Below are 16,270 nucleotides of genomic sequence, written 5' to 3' on the forward strand. Positions count from 1 at the left end.
CACAGCGCACGCTTCTCCGAGGGGGACGGCGCACAGCCGCACTCCTCGGCGCTTTCGTCACGTGCGGAGCGATCGCGCTCGAGCTTCACCGCGGCCTCCCGTTCACCGAGTCAACTTTCACCACACTAGCAACACGAGTCACAAGCGCAACGGGTGTCGTCGTTCCATAGTGCTCCCCTGGCGGCGGTTGCACACCCACCCATCGTGAACCGCGCCGAGGCCTTCCTCCACAGGGCGCGCCCACGAATTGGAGATTTGGTCGACTCATGCGTATGCTTGAGCGTCGGCAGAGTGAGCCACAAAAGCTCATCCGGCCCCATCGTTTAGTGGCCTAGGACGCCGCCCTTTCACGGCGGTAGCACGGGTTCGAATCCCGTTGGGGTCACTTTCCGAATTACAACTTAATATGCATGGCCCTGTAGCGCAGTTGGTTAGCGTGCCGCCCTGTCACGGCGGAGGTCGCGGGTTCAAGTCCCGTCAGGGTCGCTCTGAGCGACGGGCCCTTTCTTTGAGAGGGCCTTTTGTTTAGGACGCGGCGTAAGGTCCCGATTCCGGGTAACGGATGCCGCGGGGCTCTGTAGCTCAGTTGGTAGAGCGCACGACTGAAAATCGTGAGGTCACGGGATCGACGCCCGTCGGAGCCACAAGGGTGATCATTACGTCACCCCAGAAACCCTCGCGAAGCTTCTATTCGCGGGGGTTTTGCCTTGCCCTGGTGAGAGGCGGTTTCCGCGTCACCCCCGGGGCTACTACGGCCGATCACTGAGCGAGCGAAGCTCCCGTCCATCGAGCGAGCGCGGCGAGACGAGACGCCCTTGGCCTGGAGCGGCAGCTCGCGAGCTCCTCCTTACGGAAACCGCAAGCCTGATGATTGCTAGATAATCTAGGGATATCGTCGCCGCATGGACACGGACATCCACACCACATCACGCGCGACGAGAGCTGATCGCGCACGACAGATCGCCGTCGTCGTCGGCGGGCTCGTAGCGCTGGTGGGCGCGATGGCGGGCTCGGGAGTCTTCGGCGGCACGAGGGTGCAGGACGCTTCGGATGGGGCCCTTTCAGCGACGGCCACCGTCATCGCCCCCGCCGGCCCCGCGTTCGCGATCTGGTCGGTCATCTACGCCGGACTGATCGGGTACAGCGTGTGGCAACTGCTCCCGAGGCAGGCGCAACGAGACAGACATCGCCGGACGGGTTGGTGGATACTCACGTCCCAGTTGTTGAACGCAGCGTGGATCCTCAGCGTCCAGGCCGGCCCGCTGTGGCTCTCGGTCATCGTCATCGTCGCCCTTCTCAGCGTCCTGGCGCTGATCTTCGTGCGACTGCAGAGGATCCGATCGGCCGGATGGCAAGATGCGGTGGTCATGGACGGCACGATCGGGCTGTACCTCGGTTGGGTGATGGTCGCGACGATCGCCAACATCACCGCCTGGCTCGTGGCTCTCGGATTCAACGGCTTCGGATGGTCCGAGGATGCGTGGGGAATCATCGTGCTCAGTGCGGGAACGGCGGTGTCGGTTGCGGTGTCCATCTGGAGCCGTGGCCGACTCACCCCCGCGGTCGCGACCGCCTGGGGCTTCGCATGGATCAGCGTCGGACGGCTGACATCCGAGCCGCCATCCGCAGTGGTCGGCGTTGCGGCGGCGATCGCGGCGGGGGTTGCGTTGGCAGTGGCGGTGATCGCCCGACTCGCCGGTCCGCCACCGCGGTGACAGCGCCGTAGCCGACCCGCGCAGCTGTCGGTGACGATCCCCTGCGTCTCCTTCGCGCCAGCGGCTCACTCGAGCGTGACGTCCACCTGGATCTCGGCGGCGAGGCGCTCGAGCTCGGCCTTCAACGCGTCGACGTCGACGGATGCCGGGACCTTCGCCACGATCGTCGCCTCGAACAGGCGACCGCCCGCCATCGCGGCATCCCGCATCTCCGTCGTCATGCGCTCGACGCTCAGACCGTGGGCGGTGAGCGTCGAGGCGACCTCTCGCACGATGCCGGGATGGTCGTTGCCGAGCACCTGGAACGAGAACCTGCGTGAGGTCTCGGCATCCCGTGCCGTCGCATGCACGGCGGCGGTGAGGAGCCCGTCGATCTCGGCGAGCGCGGCGCGCAGGGCGTCGATGCGGGCGGCCGGTGCCGACACCTCGATGATGCCGGCGAAGGCGCCGGAGAGCTCGGCGAGCTGACTGTTCTCCCAGTTGCCACCGTGGGCGTCCACGACATTCGCGACTGCGGCGACCAGGCCTGCACGGTCGTCTCCGACCACGGTGAGCACGAGCGTTGTCATGGCCCACAGCGTAGTCCTCTCGTTGCGCGCGGACTCGCGATGTGTATTGTTTGTCGATAGACACTTACCGAATATCGATAGGCGCATCCATGCATCGCATCACGATCATCGTCCTGAAGACCCTCATCGCCTGCCTGTTGGCGCTGCTCGTGTTCTGCCAGATCTTCGTGGTTCCGGCCGTCGCAGCGCAGTCTGCGGTGAGGTACCACGAGATCTCCTACTTCGAGATCCCCGGCATCCTGATCGGCATCGCGTTCCTACTGTGCGTGCAGGTCGTGCTGGTGTGCGTCTGGCGGCTGCTGTCGCTCGTGCGCGAAGACAGCATCTTCAGTGAGAGCGCCTTCCCCGATGTGGACGTGAGCCTCGGCGCGGTCGGGTTCGCGACCTTCCTCGTGCTGATCGCCCTCATCGCGCTGAGCTTCACCGGGTTCATGACTCCGTCGATCACACTCCTCCTGCTGCTCGGCATCGTCGTCGGCGCGGGCCTCTCGCTGCTGATCGTCGTGCTGCGCGGGTTGCTGCGCAAAGCGTCGCAGCTCGAGCACGATCTCTCCGAGGTGGTCTGATGCCCATCATCATCAACCTCGACGTCGAGCTGGCGAAGAAGAAGATGTCCGTCTCGGACTTCGCTGCGGCGATCGACATCACCCCCGCCAACGTGTCGGTCCTGAAGAACGGTCGCGCCAAGGCGGTGCGCTTCTCGACCCTCGACGCGATCTGCCGGGTGTTGGAATGCCAGCCCGGCGACATCCTGATGTGGATGCCCGACACCGACGACGGGGGTGCGGAGTGACCGCGCCGACGATCGCGGATCGTACCCAGGCGTGGAGCGAGGCCGCGATCCGTCAGCTCCTCGACACCGAGTCCTGCCCGGCGTGCGGCGCCCCGGGAGTCACCGACCGGCGCTGCGCCGGATGCCGCGCCGATTTCGCGGGCGACATCGGCGGCGAGCTGTGGGATGCCTCGCAAGCGGCCGTCGCGGCACTCCGGACGCGGCAGACCGTGCTCGACCGTGTGCCCACTGTCCAGGTCGCGCGGGCTCTCGCGCCGGCCGCGCCGCAGGCCGCGGCATCCGTTCCGCCCGTGGATCTCGCGCCGCGCTCGAGCGCCACGGTGCAGTCGGTGCTCGCCGTCGCGGGCGCCGGACTCGTCGCCGTCGCGGCGATCGTCTTCACTTTCTTCAACCCCGACCTGACCGACGGGGTGCTGCGCAGCCTCATCGTCGCCGCGATCACCGTGGTGTTCCTCGTCGCCGCGCGGGTGCTCGTGCGCCGCGGGCTGCAGTTCTCGGCCGAGGCGGTCGGTGCGCTCGGCATGGTGTTCCTCGGGCTCGACGTCTACTCGATCTCGGAGACGGCCCCGCCGCAGGTCAGCCCGTGGGTGTTCGCCGCGATCGGAACGCTCGTCGGCGGCGGGCTGATGGCCGCGCTCGGCGTCAGGTTCGGCATCCGCGTGTGGCTGTGGACCTCGCTCGTGGCGCTGTCGTTCGTACCGGCCATGCTCGGCATCGCGGCAGGGCCGGGCATCGGCGCCGTCGCCGGATGGCTCAGCGCGGCCGGGGCGGCGTTCGCGCTCATCGAGCTCGCGAGCCGTCTGGCGCGGAGCTTCGGCAGCGACCTCCTCGCCGAGCGCGCCGCCCTGACCGTGGCACAGCTGCTGTTCATCGGGGTCGCCGTCACGCAGGTGTCGTTCGTGCCCACCGCCATCCCGTTCAGCTTCTGGCTGCTGGCCAGTGCCGTACTGCTCACGATCTCCGTGCTCAGCGCGTTGTCGGCACGGCATCCCGCGGGAGGTCTGTGGAGCTTCATCGCCGGCGCGACCGGCGTCGGCGCAGTCGCGGTCCTGCCGCTCGCGCTCGGGGTGTGGGGTCAATGGCAGCTCGCACTCGTTCCTGCGGCGGCATCCCTGGGGCTGGTCGCGGTCGGCGCGCTGCTGCGAATCCCGCACGCCCTCGTCCGCACGGCCGTCATCGGCGGCGCCCTGTTCACTGTGGCGCTCACCGCCCTGGCGCCCACCGTGACGGCGCTCGGCATCGGCGCCTCGACGGTGCTCTTCGTCGTTTCACCGACCCTCACGCCACCCGTGACGGCCGCCTCCATCGGCCTGGTCGACGCCACCCCCACGGTGACGGCCGTCACCCTCGGCCTGGCCGCCCTCGCCGCAGGGCTCGGCGGCTTCGCGACGCTCGCCCGCGGTGTGCGCTGGATCGGCCAGCTCGGCGAGTGGTTCGCCGTCGTCGCGGTGCTGACACTGCTGTGCTCCCCCGGCATCCTGTTGTGGGGTCGCATCGCGATCGGCCTCGGCCTGACCGTCGCCCTGTGCACGGCTCTCGTCATGATCCCTCGATTGCGGGATGCCGCCATCACCACCCGACTGCCACTCATCGTCGGCGCGCACCTCTTCACCCTGCTGTGCGCCATCGAGTCGTGGGGCCAGTACGACGTGGTCGTGTGGGCGGGCATCGCGATCGTGGCGACCATGGTCGCGCTCGCCCGTACCGTTCCGGCGGCCGCACGATTCGTGCACGTCGGCATCGGCTACGCGTACGCCCTTGTCGTGTTCGCCACCGCACTCGACCTGCTCGGCGTCGAACCGGTCGCCCTCCTCTGTCTCACCACCACGGCCGGCGGACTCGGGGCGATCGGAGCCACCTTCCTCCCCGGGGTGACGCCGCGCGCCTGGTACGCGGTGCTCGTGGTGACATCGGTGCCCTTCGCCATCGGTGTCGTGCAGGTCGTGTTCGAGCGCAGCGGCTGGACCGCGCTGTCGACCGCGGTGATCTTCGCGCTCGCGCTGACGCTCGTGGTCACGCGCCGCGCCGGGCTCGGCATCCTGTTGCGCACACTCGCCGCAGGCCTGCTGGTCCCCTCGCTCGCGGTCGTGACGGTCTGTCTCGGAGCCCAGCTGCTGCTGATGAGCGGGTCGCCGGTCGTGCTGCCGGTGATCGCCGCGATCGTCGCGATGGTGCTGCCGGCGGGCGATGCGATCCAGGGCGCGCTCCGCGGACGCATCGGCGCGAAGGATGCCGCGGCCTCCCGCATCGCGATCGAGGCGTCTGCGCTGCTGACCGCCGCCATCGCCGTCGGACTGTCGCTGGCACGCGAGGCGGCGGGGCTGCCCACGACGTTCCTCGTGCTCGTGATCCTCGGGGTCGGGGCGGGCGTCAGCGCGATGTGGGACGGCCGGCGCTACGGCTGGCCGCTGTCGGGCGCAGCCTTCACGGGTGCGCTGTGGTGCGTGTGGGGCATCGTCGGCGTGACGCAGCCGGAGCCCTACCTGCTGCCGCCGACGCTCGGGGCCGCCGTGATCGGCCTGATCCTGACGGCGCGCGGAGCCCGCGGCGCCGCGCTCTACGCGGCCGGCCTGGCCGCGGCGGTGATCCCGCTGCTCGTGCTGCTCGCGCTCACCGGCACCGACTCCGAGGTGCCGTGGCGCGGCTATGGGCTGGTCGCGGCATCCTGGGCCCTGCTCGTCCTGGGCGCGGCGCTCGGTCGGGGACGGTCCGCCTGGCAGGAGCGCCTCGGCGTCCTGCGCACGCCCACGTTCGCGCTGGCGATCGTGGCAGCGGCCGGGGGCGCCGTCCAGGCCGTGCGCTGGGGTCTGGGACTGGATGCCCCGCCCACGGTCGCGACGCCGCTCGTGCTGCTGTGCATCGGTCTCGGCGCCGCCGGAGCCGTGAGCGCGGCGCTGGCCGCACGACTGCTGCACCGGGGTGCCGCACCGGAGTCGCGCTTGGCCCGCTCCCGGTGGCTCTACGCCCCGGCGACGGTCTACATCGCCGCGGCGGCATGGCCCTCGATCGAACGCGACTGGTTCACGATCTGGACGATGTGGCTGCTGATGCTGGCTCTGCTCGTCTTCCTGGTGGTCATCGCGGCGCGCGGACGCACGCGGGAGACGAGCCTGCCGCCGGTGCTGTTCGCCTTCGCCCTCGCCTTCGCGACAGCCGTGGTGGCCTGGAGCCCACGCGACCTGCGGGTCGAATGGTTCTCGCTCCCGCTCGGGCTGTTCCTGCTGGCCGCCGGGGTGCTGGCGATGCGCGGCGAGCCGAACACCTCCGGAGGCATCCTCCGTGCGCTGGAGCGCTGGCCGCACGGCTCGACCGGGTCGTGGGCGCTGCTCGCGCCCGGTCTCGTCACGGTGTTCAGCGCCTCGATCGCGGCGACGTTCACGGATCCGCTCACCTGGCGCGCGATCCTCGTGATCGTGATGGCGCTCATCGCGATCCTGATCGGCGCGAGCGCGCGGTTGGCCGCACCCTTCCTGCTCGGGATCATCGTGCTCCCCCTCGAGAACGCGATCGCCTTCCTCGTGCAGATCGGCCGGGGCATCGAGTCGATGCCGTGGTGGATCACACTGTCGGTCGTCGGCGCCGTGCTCCTCATCCTCGCTGTCACGTACGAACGGCGGGCAGGTGAGTCGGCCGGCATCTCCGCACGCCTCCACGATCTGACGTAGGGAGAGGCGACCCAGGTCGCCTGTTCACCGGAGCGCGAGGCATCCGGTGCAAATCTCCAGGGTCGACACGCATCGCGCCCATAGGATCGAACAGGGTCCGCGCGGGGCGGGCACAAAGGGGAGACGTCGATGGATGAGCCGCGCAGGGCCGCGCGTCAGCCGAACCGGCAACGGGTGATCCGCCGCCGCCGGACCTTCACGATCGCCGGCATCGCCGTCGTCGTCGCGGCAGCCGTCGCCGTCGCCGTGGTGGTCGTACCCCGCATGACCGCCGCGACCACCGGCGCCGAGGCCACCCCGACACCCACCGTCTCCCGCACTCCGCTTCCCGAGAAGCCGCCGCTCACCCCCGCCGAACAGCTGCTGGCACGATCGGCCGACCCGAACCTGTGCGCCGTCACGTTCACGGGTGACGGCGTCACCGACGCCCCCGTGCTCGAGTGGCAGGGCGCACTGTACGAGCACCTTCCGATCCCGGCCCGCGACGGACTGGTCTTCGGGGGCTGGTACTCCACGCCGGAGGATGCTGCGGCCTTCACCACTGCGCAGCGCGTCAACGCCGCCGATGCCGTGGCCTGCACCGATCGCCAAGTCTCGCTGTTCGCGTCGTGGAAGACGCCGGAGGAGAACGCGGCGGAGGACGCCCGCATCCCGATCCTGATGTACCACCAGTTCACCGCGGATCCGGCGGGCGTGAGCGGCTGGCTGCGCGGCAACTACGCGTACATCGGCGATTTCGACGCACACATGAACCACATCGCCACGACGGGGTTCTACCTCCCGACGTGGACCGAGCTGAGTGCCTTCATCGACGGCCGCCTGTACCTGCCCAACCACTCCGTGATCGTCACCGACGACGACGCCGACCAGTCCTGGTTCGACCTGGCGGTGCCGGTCGTGGACAAATACAAGGTGATGGCCACCTCCTTCATGATCACCGCCTACCGGCAGGATCCCGCGCCGTCGCCCTACGTGCTGCGCCGTTCGCACACGCACGACATGCACCAGGCGGGGGCCAACGGCAAGGGTCGGATGGTCAACTGGACGGCCGACGAGATCGCCGCCGACCTCGAGACCTCCGGCGCCGTCCTCGGTGTGAAGGAAGTCGTCGCCTACCCCTACGGCCACTACAACGACACCGCCAAGCAGGGCGTCACGCAGGCCGGCTTCGAGATGGCGCGCACGATCGAGCCGGGGTATGTGCGGATCGGCAGCGACAAACTCGCGCTGCCCGTGCAGCGGATCAACTACGGCATGGGACTGGACGCGCTGATCGGGATGATCGGCTGACCGGGCTCCGCCTGCGGGCGTGAGGCGGGCAGCGAAGTCGATGCCGTAGCCGCGCTTTTCGCCGTACCGAAATCTGCCACGGAAATCACTCTTCTCAATCCCATTCCCGAGGCGTAGAGTGTCTGCCGCAAGGCATTGGGGATGCCTGATCGGCGGGGGCCGGTCGCGCGCAGGGGAGGACCGACGAGCATCCGACTCGTCCACTGGGGAAGACCTACTGGGGTAGGACAATGACGGCGAGTACTTCGCCGATAGGCACGATCGGCGTTCGCGCCATACGACCATTCGGCACGGCATCCGTACCAGAAGCGGCGACGCCGCATCTGTCGGCTTCCACCGCGCCCCGGCCGGAGGCCGCCCTCGCTCGGCGCAAGCGCTGGGAGCACCAGTACGCACGACGGCTGCTGTGGTCGGACATCGCGATCATCGGCGTGACCACGATCGGTGCGGAGATGGTCGATCTGGCGGCTCGCCCTGTCGAATCCGCGCCGATGGACCTGTGGAGCCTCATGCGAGTGGCCGCCACGGTGGTGACATCGTGGCTCGTCATGCTCGCCCTCTTCCACACCCGATCGGCGGGGATCATCGGGTCGGGTGCGACCGAGTACAAGCGCGTCGCGCACGCGAGCGGATTCGCGTTCGGGATCCTCGCGATCCTGTTCATCGCCGTCCAGTGGCAGGGCATCCGGATGGAACTGATCGTCGCCCTGCCGCTGGGGCTGCTGGCACTGCTGGCCACCCGATGGTCGGCGCGCCGCTGGCTGACATCACAGCGTCGTGCGGGTCTCTACAGCGCGCGCACGATCGTCGCCGGGATGCAGGACGACGTCGAGTACGTCATCCGCAGCCTCGAGAAGCACGGCAACCTCGGATACCTCATCGTCGGGGCCGCGACCGTCGGCGACCTCACGACCGAGCTCATCGTCGACGGTCGCCGTTATCCGATCGTGGGAACACCCGACGATGTGGCCGCCGTGGCGCGACAGCTCGAAGCGGACTCGATCGTCGTCGCGAGCCGTCCGGACGGGGATCCCGACTATGTGAAGCGGCTCAGCTGGCAGTTGGAGGGGTGCGCGGCAGAGCTCGTGCTCTCGAGTCGGCTGACGGATGTCGCCGGCCCACGCATCTCCCTGCGCCCGATCGACGGTCTCCCGCTCATCGCCGTGCGCATTCCGGAGTTCGAAGGGGGACAACACGCCTTGAAGCGGGCGATGGACGTCCTCGTCGCGCTCGTCGCCCTGATCCCGATCTCCCTGGCGACGATCGTGATCGCGACATTGATCGCCCTGGATGACGGCGGGCCGGTGTTCTTCCGTCAGACACGCATCGGCCGCCATGGGCGGGAGTTCGCCATCCTCAAGTTCCGGACGATGCGCACCACCGCCGAGTCCGAGCTCGCCGACCTCCGATACGCCAACGAGGGCGCGGGTCCGCTCTTCAAGCTGAGGCACGATCCGCGGGTGACCCGTATCGGCGCCGTGCTGCGCAAATTCTCGCTCGACGAGCTGCCCCAGTTCTGGAACGTGCTGCGGGGGGAGATGAGCGTCGTCGGCCCGCGCCCTCCGCTCCCGGAGGAGGTCAGCGCGTACAACGGAACGCTCTGCCGCCGACTGTTCATCAAACCCGGCATCACCGGGCTGTGGCAGGTGAGTGGGCGCAGCGACCTGTCATGGGACGAGAGCGTGCGACTGGATCTGCGGTACGTGGAGAACTGGTCGGTGATGACCGACTTGATGATCATGTGGCGGACCGCTCAGGTGATGCTGCACCCGAAGGGCGCCTACTGATTCGCCCGTCGCGCTCAGACCGGACCCGCGGTCATTTCCCCCAACAATCACCCGCGACGTTGACTCGAGCGGCGTCGGTTGTGGCCGTGGGTCCTTGAACCATCACACGTCCGACAGCGGACTTCATGGCAGGGAGGTTGGCAGTGAACACCACCGGACGCGCTCGACTTGACAAGGATCGGCCACACGTGCTGATCATCGTGCAGAACCTCCCCGTACCCCTCGATCGACGCGTATGGCTGGAGTGCCAGGCCCTGATCACCCGCGGCTACCGGGTCAGCGTGATCTGCCCGAAAGGCCCGGGCGACCCCGCACGCCAGCACATCGACGGCGTCGACATCTACAAGTACGCACCTGCCCCCGAGGCGAAGGGCCTCCTCGGCTTCGGGTGGGAGTTCGCGTACAGCTGGATGCGCACCGCGTGGCTCAGCGTGCGCGTTCGCCGGGCGGGCCGGTTCGATGTCATCCAGGCGTGCAACCCGCCGGACACCTACTGGCTGCTCGCATGGCTGTGGCGTGCGTTCGGGGTGCGGTTCGTGTTCGATCACCACGATCTGAACCCTGAGCTCTTCCGGTCGCGCTTCGGCGAACCGCACGGTGCTCTGAAGAATCTCGAGTATCGGATGCTGCTCTGGCTCGAGCGGCGCTCCTTCCGAATCGCCGACCACATCGTCTCGACGAACGAGTCGTACAAGTCCATCGCGGTGAAGCGGGGCGGACGACGCCCCGAGGAGGTCACCGTCGTCCGCAGCGGTCCCGACACGCAGCAGATGCGCCCCATCCACCCCGAGCACCCTCATTCGGCGGAGACCATCAACCTCGTCTACGTGGGAATCATGGGGCCGCAGGACGGGGTCGATCAGGTCCTCCATCTCATGGACGAACTCGTCCACAAACGTGGACACATCAACGTGACAGCGACCCTCATGGGGTTCGGCGATTGCCTGGAAGATCTGAGGGCCGAGACGCTCACCCTCCGGTTGCACGACCATGTCACGTTCACCGGTCGGGTGAACCGCATCGAGATGGCCGAGCACCTGAGCCGTGCCGACATCGGTCTCTGCCCCGACCTCAAGACGCCGTTGAATGACCTGTCGACCATGAACAAGACGATGGAGTACATGGCGTACGCGCTGCCGGCCGTCGCCTACGACCTGGTCGAGACGAAGGTCTCAGGAGCCGACACCGTGCTGTACGCGCCCTCCGGCGACATCTCGGCGTTCGCCGACCAGGTGGAGCGGCTGATCGACGACCCGGCGCTGCGCGTGGCCTTGGGACAGGCTGCCCGACAGCGTGCGGTGGATGTCATGGACTGGCGCCCGCAGGCGGAGGCGTACGTCGGCGTCTACGACGATCTGACCGGCCACCATCAGCCGGGTCCTGCCGTGCCGACAGCGGATCGCCCTCAGGCGCGCGATGCCCAGGGCCGGCGCTACGTCGATCTGGCCGACGCGACCGAGTTGACGCGCTATCTCCTCTCCCGCGGCGCGCAGGCGACGCCGCCCGCTGTCCAGCCGGTCCCGGTGCGCCGGAGATAGAGGTGGTCATCGTGGATGCTCGCTCGCAGGACAACCGCATCATCAGCGTGATCATCGCGGCCCACAATGAGGAAGCTGTTCTGGGTGGATGCCTGGAGGCGTTGATCGCGCAGCGGGATGCGCCCCTGATGCAGATCGTGGTGAGTGCCAACGGATGCACGGATGACACGGTGAAGGTGGCTCGCAGGTTTGGCGTCGAGGTCATCGATCGACCCGAATCGGGCAAACCGGGGGCGATGAACGCCGCCGACAAGATCGCGGTCGGAAGCGCCCGCATCTACCTGGATGCCGACATCATCGTTCCGCCGGATGGGGTCCGAGCCGTTCTGGCCCGACTGGATGCGGATTCGCCACCGCTCGCCGTCGTGCCGCATCGCCGCGTCAACACGAAAGGTCGCGCATGGCCCGTGCGAGGCTACTTCGCCATCAACGAGCGGCTACCCGTCTACCGCGACGGACTGTTCGGGCGAGGGATGATCACGCTGTCCTCCGACGGGCGCGCACGTTTCGGGGAGTTCCCCGCGATGATCGCCGACGACCTCTTCGTGGACTCGCAGTTCACAGCTGCTGAGAAGGCTGAGGCGAACGAAGTCGATGTCGTCGTCGACGCCCCCTATACGACACGAGACCTCATGAATCGCCTCGTTCGTGTGCGCCGGGGGAACGCGGAGATGCGCGCGGCGGCCGCGGCCGGCACCATCCACCTCGACGTGCGAGCATCCGATCGGTGGGCCTGGCTGCGCGTCGCGTTGCCGCACCCGACGCTGTGGGCCTGCGCCGCTGCGTACGTCACGATCACTGTGCTGGCTGCACGCGGCGCCGGCCGGATCCCGGCCGCACAAGCGGGCTGGGGCCAGGACGGCAGCACCCGTGCGCGCGCGCAACGGTGGGCGCAGAGGGCCGCGCAATGATCATCAACATCTGCTTCCATGGCATCGGGGTATGCGTCCGCGAGCGCGAACAGGGCGAGTCCCGGTACTGGGTACGAGAGCCACACTTCCTCCGCATTCTCGATGAGATCGCCATGCACCGCGACGTTCGTGTCAGCTTCGATGATGGCAATATCTCGGATGTCACTGTCGCGCTCCCTGCGATGCAAGCCCGTGAGCTGTTCGGGACATTCTTCGCGCTCGCGGGGCGCTTGGACGATCCGGCCAGCCTGAACACCTCCGACCTCCAGCTGCTGCGCCGGAACGGCATGACGATCGGCAGTCACGGTTGGTCTCACATCTCGTGGCGCGGAATGACGGACGATGTCGCGCACCACGAACTCGTCGACGCGCGCGCAGCACTCATCGAGGCCAGCCGCGGGGCGGTCGATCTCGCCGCGCTCCCGCTGGGGAGCTATGACCGCAAGGTGATCGGCCGACTCGAGCACTGCGGGTACACCACCGTGTACTCCAGCGACCGCTTTCGGGCTCGCCCCGATTCTTGGTTCCAGGCACGCTTCAGTGTGACGGCGGATGACACCCGCGAGTCGATCCGCGAGATGATCCTGCACCGTCCGAATCTCGGCGACGCGCGCAACGTGCTGGCGAGCGCGGTCAAGCGCGTTCGGTAGGTCATCACGGATGCTTCACCATTCGATCAGCGTCAACTCGCTGTACAGATAGTCGACCTGATCGGCCGAAACGATCCCGCCTCGGAACATCCGCGCTCTCGGCGAGGACAGCGTCGTGCCAAGTCTCGGAGTGAAGCCGAGAATCCTCGGCTCTGCGAGCGTCACCGCCAGAGCGTGCGTGAGCAGCAAGTGGGATGCGACCTGCGGCCAGGCAGTGCGCAGGAGGGATCGACTGCCACCGGCATAGAGAGGCGTGGCGAACACCGCCAGGCGCTTGCGGCGATCCTTGCGAAACACGAGGTAGGCGTACTCGCCGTCGGCGGAGACCACCACGAGGTGGCGGGCGGCTGCGGCATGCCGATGATCGCGGTAGAGCGCGGCATCGACTCCGGTCAGAACAGCTTCGATAACAGCCGGATCGCCCGAGATGGTGACGCCGCGGCGAGCGATGGCGGGCAGATTCGGCGTCAGCCTCGTCGACGTGTCGAGGCGGATGAATCCGAGCCGCTCGTTGAGTGCCACCACGTTGCCGCTCGGCGACAGATCGGTGAACTCGTACCCCTTCTGGCGCAGGAGCGCGCGCACGAGCCGCAGGCTGTGGGTGCGGTACTCCTCCAGCACGCAGAACGCAGCGAGATTGCAGAAGCGGATGGTGGCGCCTTCGACCTCGCGCTGCGAGTAGACCGCGGCGTAGACGCCGACGACATGGCCGTCCTGCACCAGTTGGAAACCCCGGTTAGGGGCGGCGGATCGCCATGGCGGCGCCAAAAGGGATCGCCAGGTCGCCGGCGACAGGCGACGGTTCAGCCGCTCATGCAGGAACGATGAGACCCGGTCGACATCCTCCTCGAGGATGGGCCCCAACTGCACCGTTTCGGTGGTCATGACGCCGTATCGTACGGTACCGACGCCCCTGCCGTCCTTCTATCGATGAGCGGCCGGGCACATGTGATCGTGCCGCAACCGACGAACGGCGGTGCCTTACGAGGGTTCGAGCTCCGATGCGATCGATCTGCGATCCCGACGCAACACGAACAGCCATGCAAGTGCCGCACCGAGCACCGCTCCGAGCGTATTGGCCAGAATGTCGCGAAGGCTCGTCTGCCTCGACGGAATGATGCTCTGGGCGACCTCGGCCGCCGCGGATAGAGCGAGCGCCAGCACGACGCCGTACCAGTGGTGCCGGAAGAGGAGCGTAAGCAGGAATCCGAGCGGCACGAACATGAGAATGTTCGCACCGAACTCGATCCATCCGGAGCCGAACCCCCCGATCCCGAGATCGCGCATGAGCCAATCTCCGATGGCGTGGACGATGCCGCTGTACGAGATCGGCGCCAGCAGGATCACCCCGACAACCAGCGCGTAGACGGCGAGTCCGCCGATGACCCACCGTCGTCGCGTCGCATCACGATCTGCCACGGAGCGTCCTCTGCTTCCTCGACGGAATCGGGCCAGGCGGGTGTTGCGCACACCCTACCGGCTGCCGAGCTGTACGTGAGGCTTCTCTCATATCAGGAAGAAGGTCAGGGGCGTTGGGCAATACTTCCTGTGGTCCGCACCGACCCGCCCCTCCCCCCGGAAGCTCTATGACTCGTACATCCCTGCGCTCACGTACCCGCGCAACAAGCCGCCTTCGGCGCACGAAAGTCGCAATAGCCGCCGCCGTCATCGCCGTTCTCGCTACAACGGGTTTCGCGGTGGCACCGGCTCTCGCGGCACCGACCACCACCGGGATCTTCGCCGACGATCTCCAGCCGACGATCTCCGGAGATTCCGACCGAGACGCCGTCGAACTCGGCATCCGGTTCAGCCCGGAGAAGTCGGGGGAGGTCGTCGCCCTGCAGTACTACCAGGGCGCGGAGGCCACCGGCATCACGCAGGCGACCCTGTGGACCTCGAGGGGGGAAACCCTCGCGCGGGTGTCCTTCGCAGCCACGACCGCGGTCGGCTGGCGGACGATCCCCCTTGCCCAGCCCGTCTCGCTCACGGCGGGTAAGACGTACGTCGCGTCCTACAACGCCCCGCGCGGGGGCTACCCCCTGACGGAGCAGGCCCTCAAGAAGACCCAGCACGTCAACGGATTCACGTTGCGGGCGGGCGCTGGGGTTTACCGCTACGGTCCGACGAGCAAGCTGCCCACCCGCTCCTACGCCGGCTCCAACTACTTCGTCGATGTCGTCTACACACCGAGCGATGGCTCCGGCACCTCCCCCACACCGGCGCCGACCACCACCCCGACCCCGACGGTCACGCCTTCCCCGACCCCGACGGTCACGCCTTCGCCCACCCCGACGGTCACCCCTTCGCCCACGCCGACCCCGACGGTCACGCCGACGACACCCCCCACCACTCCCCCGACGGCTGCCGGCTGTGTCGGAGCTGCCAATACTCCCGGTGGAGCGGATCCGTGGGGAGGCTGCTGGCCCGGACCGCAGAACACCGGGTACCCCCAGGGACTCCCGGGCGACACGCGCACCGCCGTGAAGCTGACGACGTACACAGGCCCGACCACGATCCGCTCCTGCGGCGTCGTGATCGACTCCAAGGTCATCAACAGCACCATCATCATCGAGGCCGGCAACGGAACCACCTCCAAAAGCACGCCCTGCGTCACGATCCGCAATTCCCTCGTCAAGGGCGTGATCTTCTCCGAGAAGTCCAGTTACGGTCCGGTCCTCATCGAGGACACCGAGGTCTCCCCGCCGGATCTGCCCTGGTGGGAGAACATCGGCCGCAGCAACTTCTTCGCCTACCGGGTCAACTCGCACGGCGGTGAGGGTGTCATCAAGTGCGACACCAACTGCGAGGCGAAGGACAACTGGGTCCACGGAATGGAGTTGGGCGGTTCGTACCACTACAACGCGTTCGGCGGCAACGGCACGAACAACTTCCGGATCGAGCACAACTACGCCAGCTGCGGCGACTGGTCGAAGGTGTCCGAACGCACCAGCGATGCGGGCTGCTCGGCGGTGATCGGGTTCTACGGCGACTACGCCACCAACCAGAACATCACGATCACGCGGAACTTCCTCGCCTCATCATTCGACACGAGCGCGTCGGGCAAGCACACCCAGGCCGCTTACTGCCTGAATCCGGGCTACTACCCCGGCAAGCCCTACCCGGACACGAAGAACATCATCGTCACGGACAATGTGTTCGCCCGCGGCGGTTCCGGCACCTGCGGCGTGTACGGTCCGACCAACAGCCTGAACAAGAGTGGGGCGCCCAACGGCAACGTGTGGGCCAACAACCGCTTCAGCGACGGCACCGCCATCTCTCGACCGGAAGAGTGAGGTAGCGCCACCAGCGGATTCGGCCTCCGGGAGCTTCGGCTCCCGGAGGCCGCACCCGT

General features: G+C 67.8%; 13 protein-coding genes and 3 tRNA genes. 13 read left to right on the top strand and 3 right to left on the bottom strand.

The genetic code is table 11. From position 1 onward, the window contains the following. The first annotated feature begins 312 nt into the window (after positions 1-312). The 4 genes from ASD65_RS11470 to ASD65_RS11485 all read left to right on the top strand — a co-directional run bounded on the left by ASD65_RS11470 (position 313) and on the right by ASD65_RS11485 (position 1,715). Positions 313-385, top strand: a tRNA-Glu gene (locus ASD65_RS11470). A gap of 27 nt (positions 386-412) precedes the next feature. Next, positions 413-486: transfer RNA gene (locus ASD65_RS11475), tRNA-Asp, on the top strand. Between the two features lie 85 nt (positions 487-571). Next, a tRNA-Phe gene (locus ASD65_RS11480) sits at positions 572-644 on the top strand. A gap of 258 nt (positions 645-902) precedes the next feature. Beyond that, entirely contained in the window at positions 903-1,715 is an 813-nt protein-coding gene (locus tag ASD65_RS11485) for a tryptophan-rich sensory protein (RefSeq protein WP_056222658.1), read from the top strand. 65 nt (positions 1,716-1,780) lie between these two features. Here the strand turns inward: ASD65_RS11485 and ASD65_RS11490 are convergent, their stop codons facing one another. After that, positions 1,781-2,284 (bottom strand): glycine cleavage system protein R, encoded by a 504-nt coding sequence (locus ASD65_RS11490; protein ID WP_056222661.1) that lies wholly within the window; start codon positions 2,282-2,284, stop codon positions 1,781-1,783. Positions 2,285-2,373: 89 nt separating this feature from the next. Here ASD65_RS11490 and ASD65_RS11495 point away from each other — a divergent pair, with 89 nt between their 5' ends. The 8 genes from ASD65_RS11495 (at position 2,374) to ASD65_RS11530 (ending at position 12,918) form a co-directional block, all read left to right on the top strand. Beyond that, positions 2,374-2,850, top strand: coding sequence for a DUF2975 domain-containing protein (locus tag ASD65_RS11495; RefSeq protein ID WP_056222664.1), 477 nt, complete (start codon positions 2,374-2,376; stop codon positions 2,848-2,850). Then, complete coding sequence (locus tag ASD65_RS11500) at positions 2,850-3,077, top strand: helix-turn-helix domain-containing protein (protein WP_056222668.1); 228 nt, start codon at positions 2,850-2,852, stop codon at positions 3,075-3,077. The genes ASD65_RS11495 and ASD65_RS11500 overlap by 1 nt, the downstream gene beginning before the upstream one ends. Further along, positions 3,074-6,742: an SCO7613 C-terminal domain-containing membrane protein gene (locus tag ASD65_RS11505; protein ID WP_056222671.1), complete on the top strand. Its 3,669-nt coding sequence runs from the start codon at positions 3,074-3,076 to the stop codon at positions 6,740-6,742. The genes ASD65_RS11500 and ASD65_RS11505 overlap by 4 nt, the downstream gene beginning before the upstream one ends. A 129-nt stretch (positions 6,743-6,871) precedes the next feature. Beyond that, entirely contained in the window at positions 6,872-8,032 is a 1,161-nt protein-coding gene (locus ASD65_RS11510) for a polysaccharide deacetylase family protein (protein ID WP_082561719.1), read from the top strand. Between the two features lie 230 nt (positions 8,033-8,262). Then, on the top strand, positions 8,263-9,819 hold the full coding sequence (locus ASD65_RS11515; RefSeq protein ID WP_056222675.1) for a sugar transferase: 1,557 nt from the start codon (positions 8,263-8,265) through the stop codon (positions 9,817-9,819). Between the two features lie 188 nt (positions 9,820-10,007). Then, positions 10,008-11,357 (top strand): glycosyltransferase family 4 protein, encoded by a 1,350-nt coding sequence (locus ASD65_RS11520; RefSeq protein ID WP_235566675.1) that lies wholly within the window; start codon positions 10,008-10,010, stop codon positions 11,355-11,357. Positions 11,358-11,368: 11 nt separating this feature from the next. Further along, positions 11,369-12,268, top strand: a complete 900-nt coding sequence (locus tag ASD65_RS11525; RefSeq protein ID WP_200948662.1) for a glycosyltransferase — start codon at positions 11,369-11,371, stop codon at positions 12,266-12,268. Next, positions 12,265-12,918 carry a polysaccharide deacetylase family protein gene (locus ASD65_RS11530; RefSeq protein WP_156378853.1) on the top strand — a complete coding sequence of 218 codons (654 nt, stop codon included), beginning with the start codon at positions 12,265-12,267 and terminating at the stop codon, positions 12,916-12,918. Before ASD65_RS11525 ends, ASD65_RS11530 begins: the two co-directional genes overlap by 4 nt. 15 nt (positions 12,919-12,933) lie before the next feature. Here ASD65_RS11530 and ASD65_RS11535 read toward each other — a convergent pair whose 3' ends face one another. Both ASD65_RS11535 and ASD65_RS11540 read right to left on the bottom strand, forming a co-directional pair. Then, a complete protein-coding gene (locus ASD65_RS11535; RefSeq protein ID WP_056222681.1) occupies positions 12,934-13,803 on the bottom strand; it encodes a hypothetical protein in 870 nt (289 codons plus the stop codon). Positions 13,804-13,899: 96 nt separating this feature from the next. Beyond that, entirely contained in the window at positions 13,900-14,337 is a 438-nt protein-coding gene (locus ASD65_RS11540; RefSeq protein ID WP_056222684.1) for a VanZ family protein, read from the bottom strand. 278 nt (positions 14,338-14,615) lie between these two features. Here ASD65_RS11540 and ASD65_RS11545 point away from each other — a divergent pair, with 278 nt between their 5' ends. Beyond that, entirely contained in the window at positions 14,616-16,211 is a 1,596-nt protein-coding gene (locus ASD65_RS11545) for a DUF4082 domain-containing protein (RefSeq protein ID WP_056222686.1), read from the top strand. Positions 16,212-16,270: the final 59 nt, after the last annotated feature.

This window comes from Microbacterium sp. Root61 (genome assembly GCF_001427525.1).
Classification (GTDB): Bacteria; Actinomycetota; Actinomycetes; order Actinomycetales; family Microbacteriaceae; genus Microbacterium.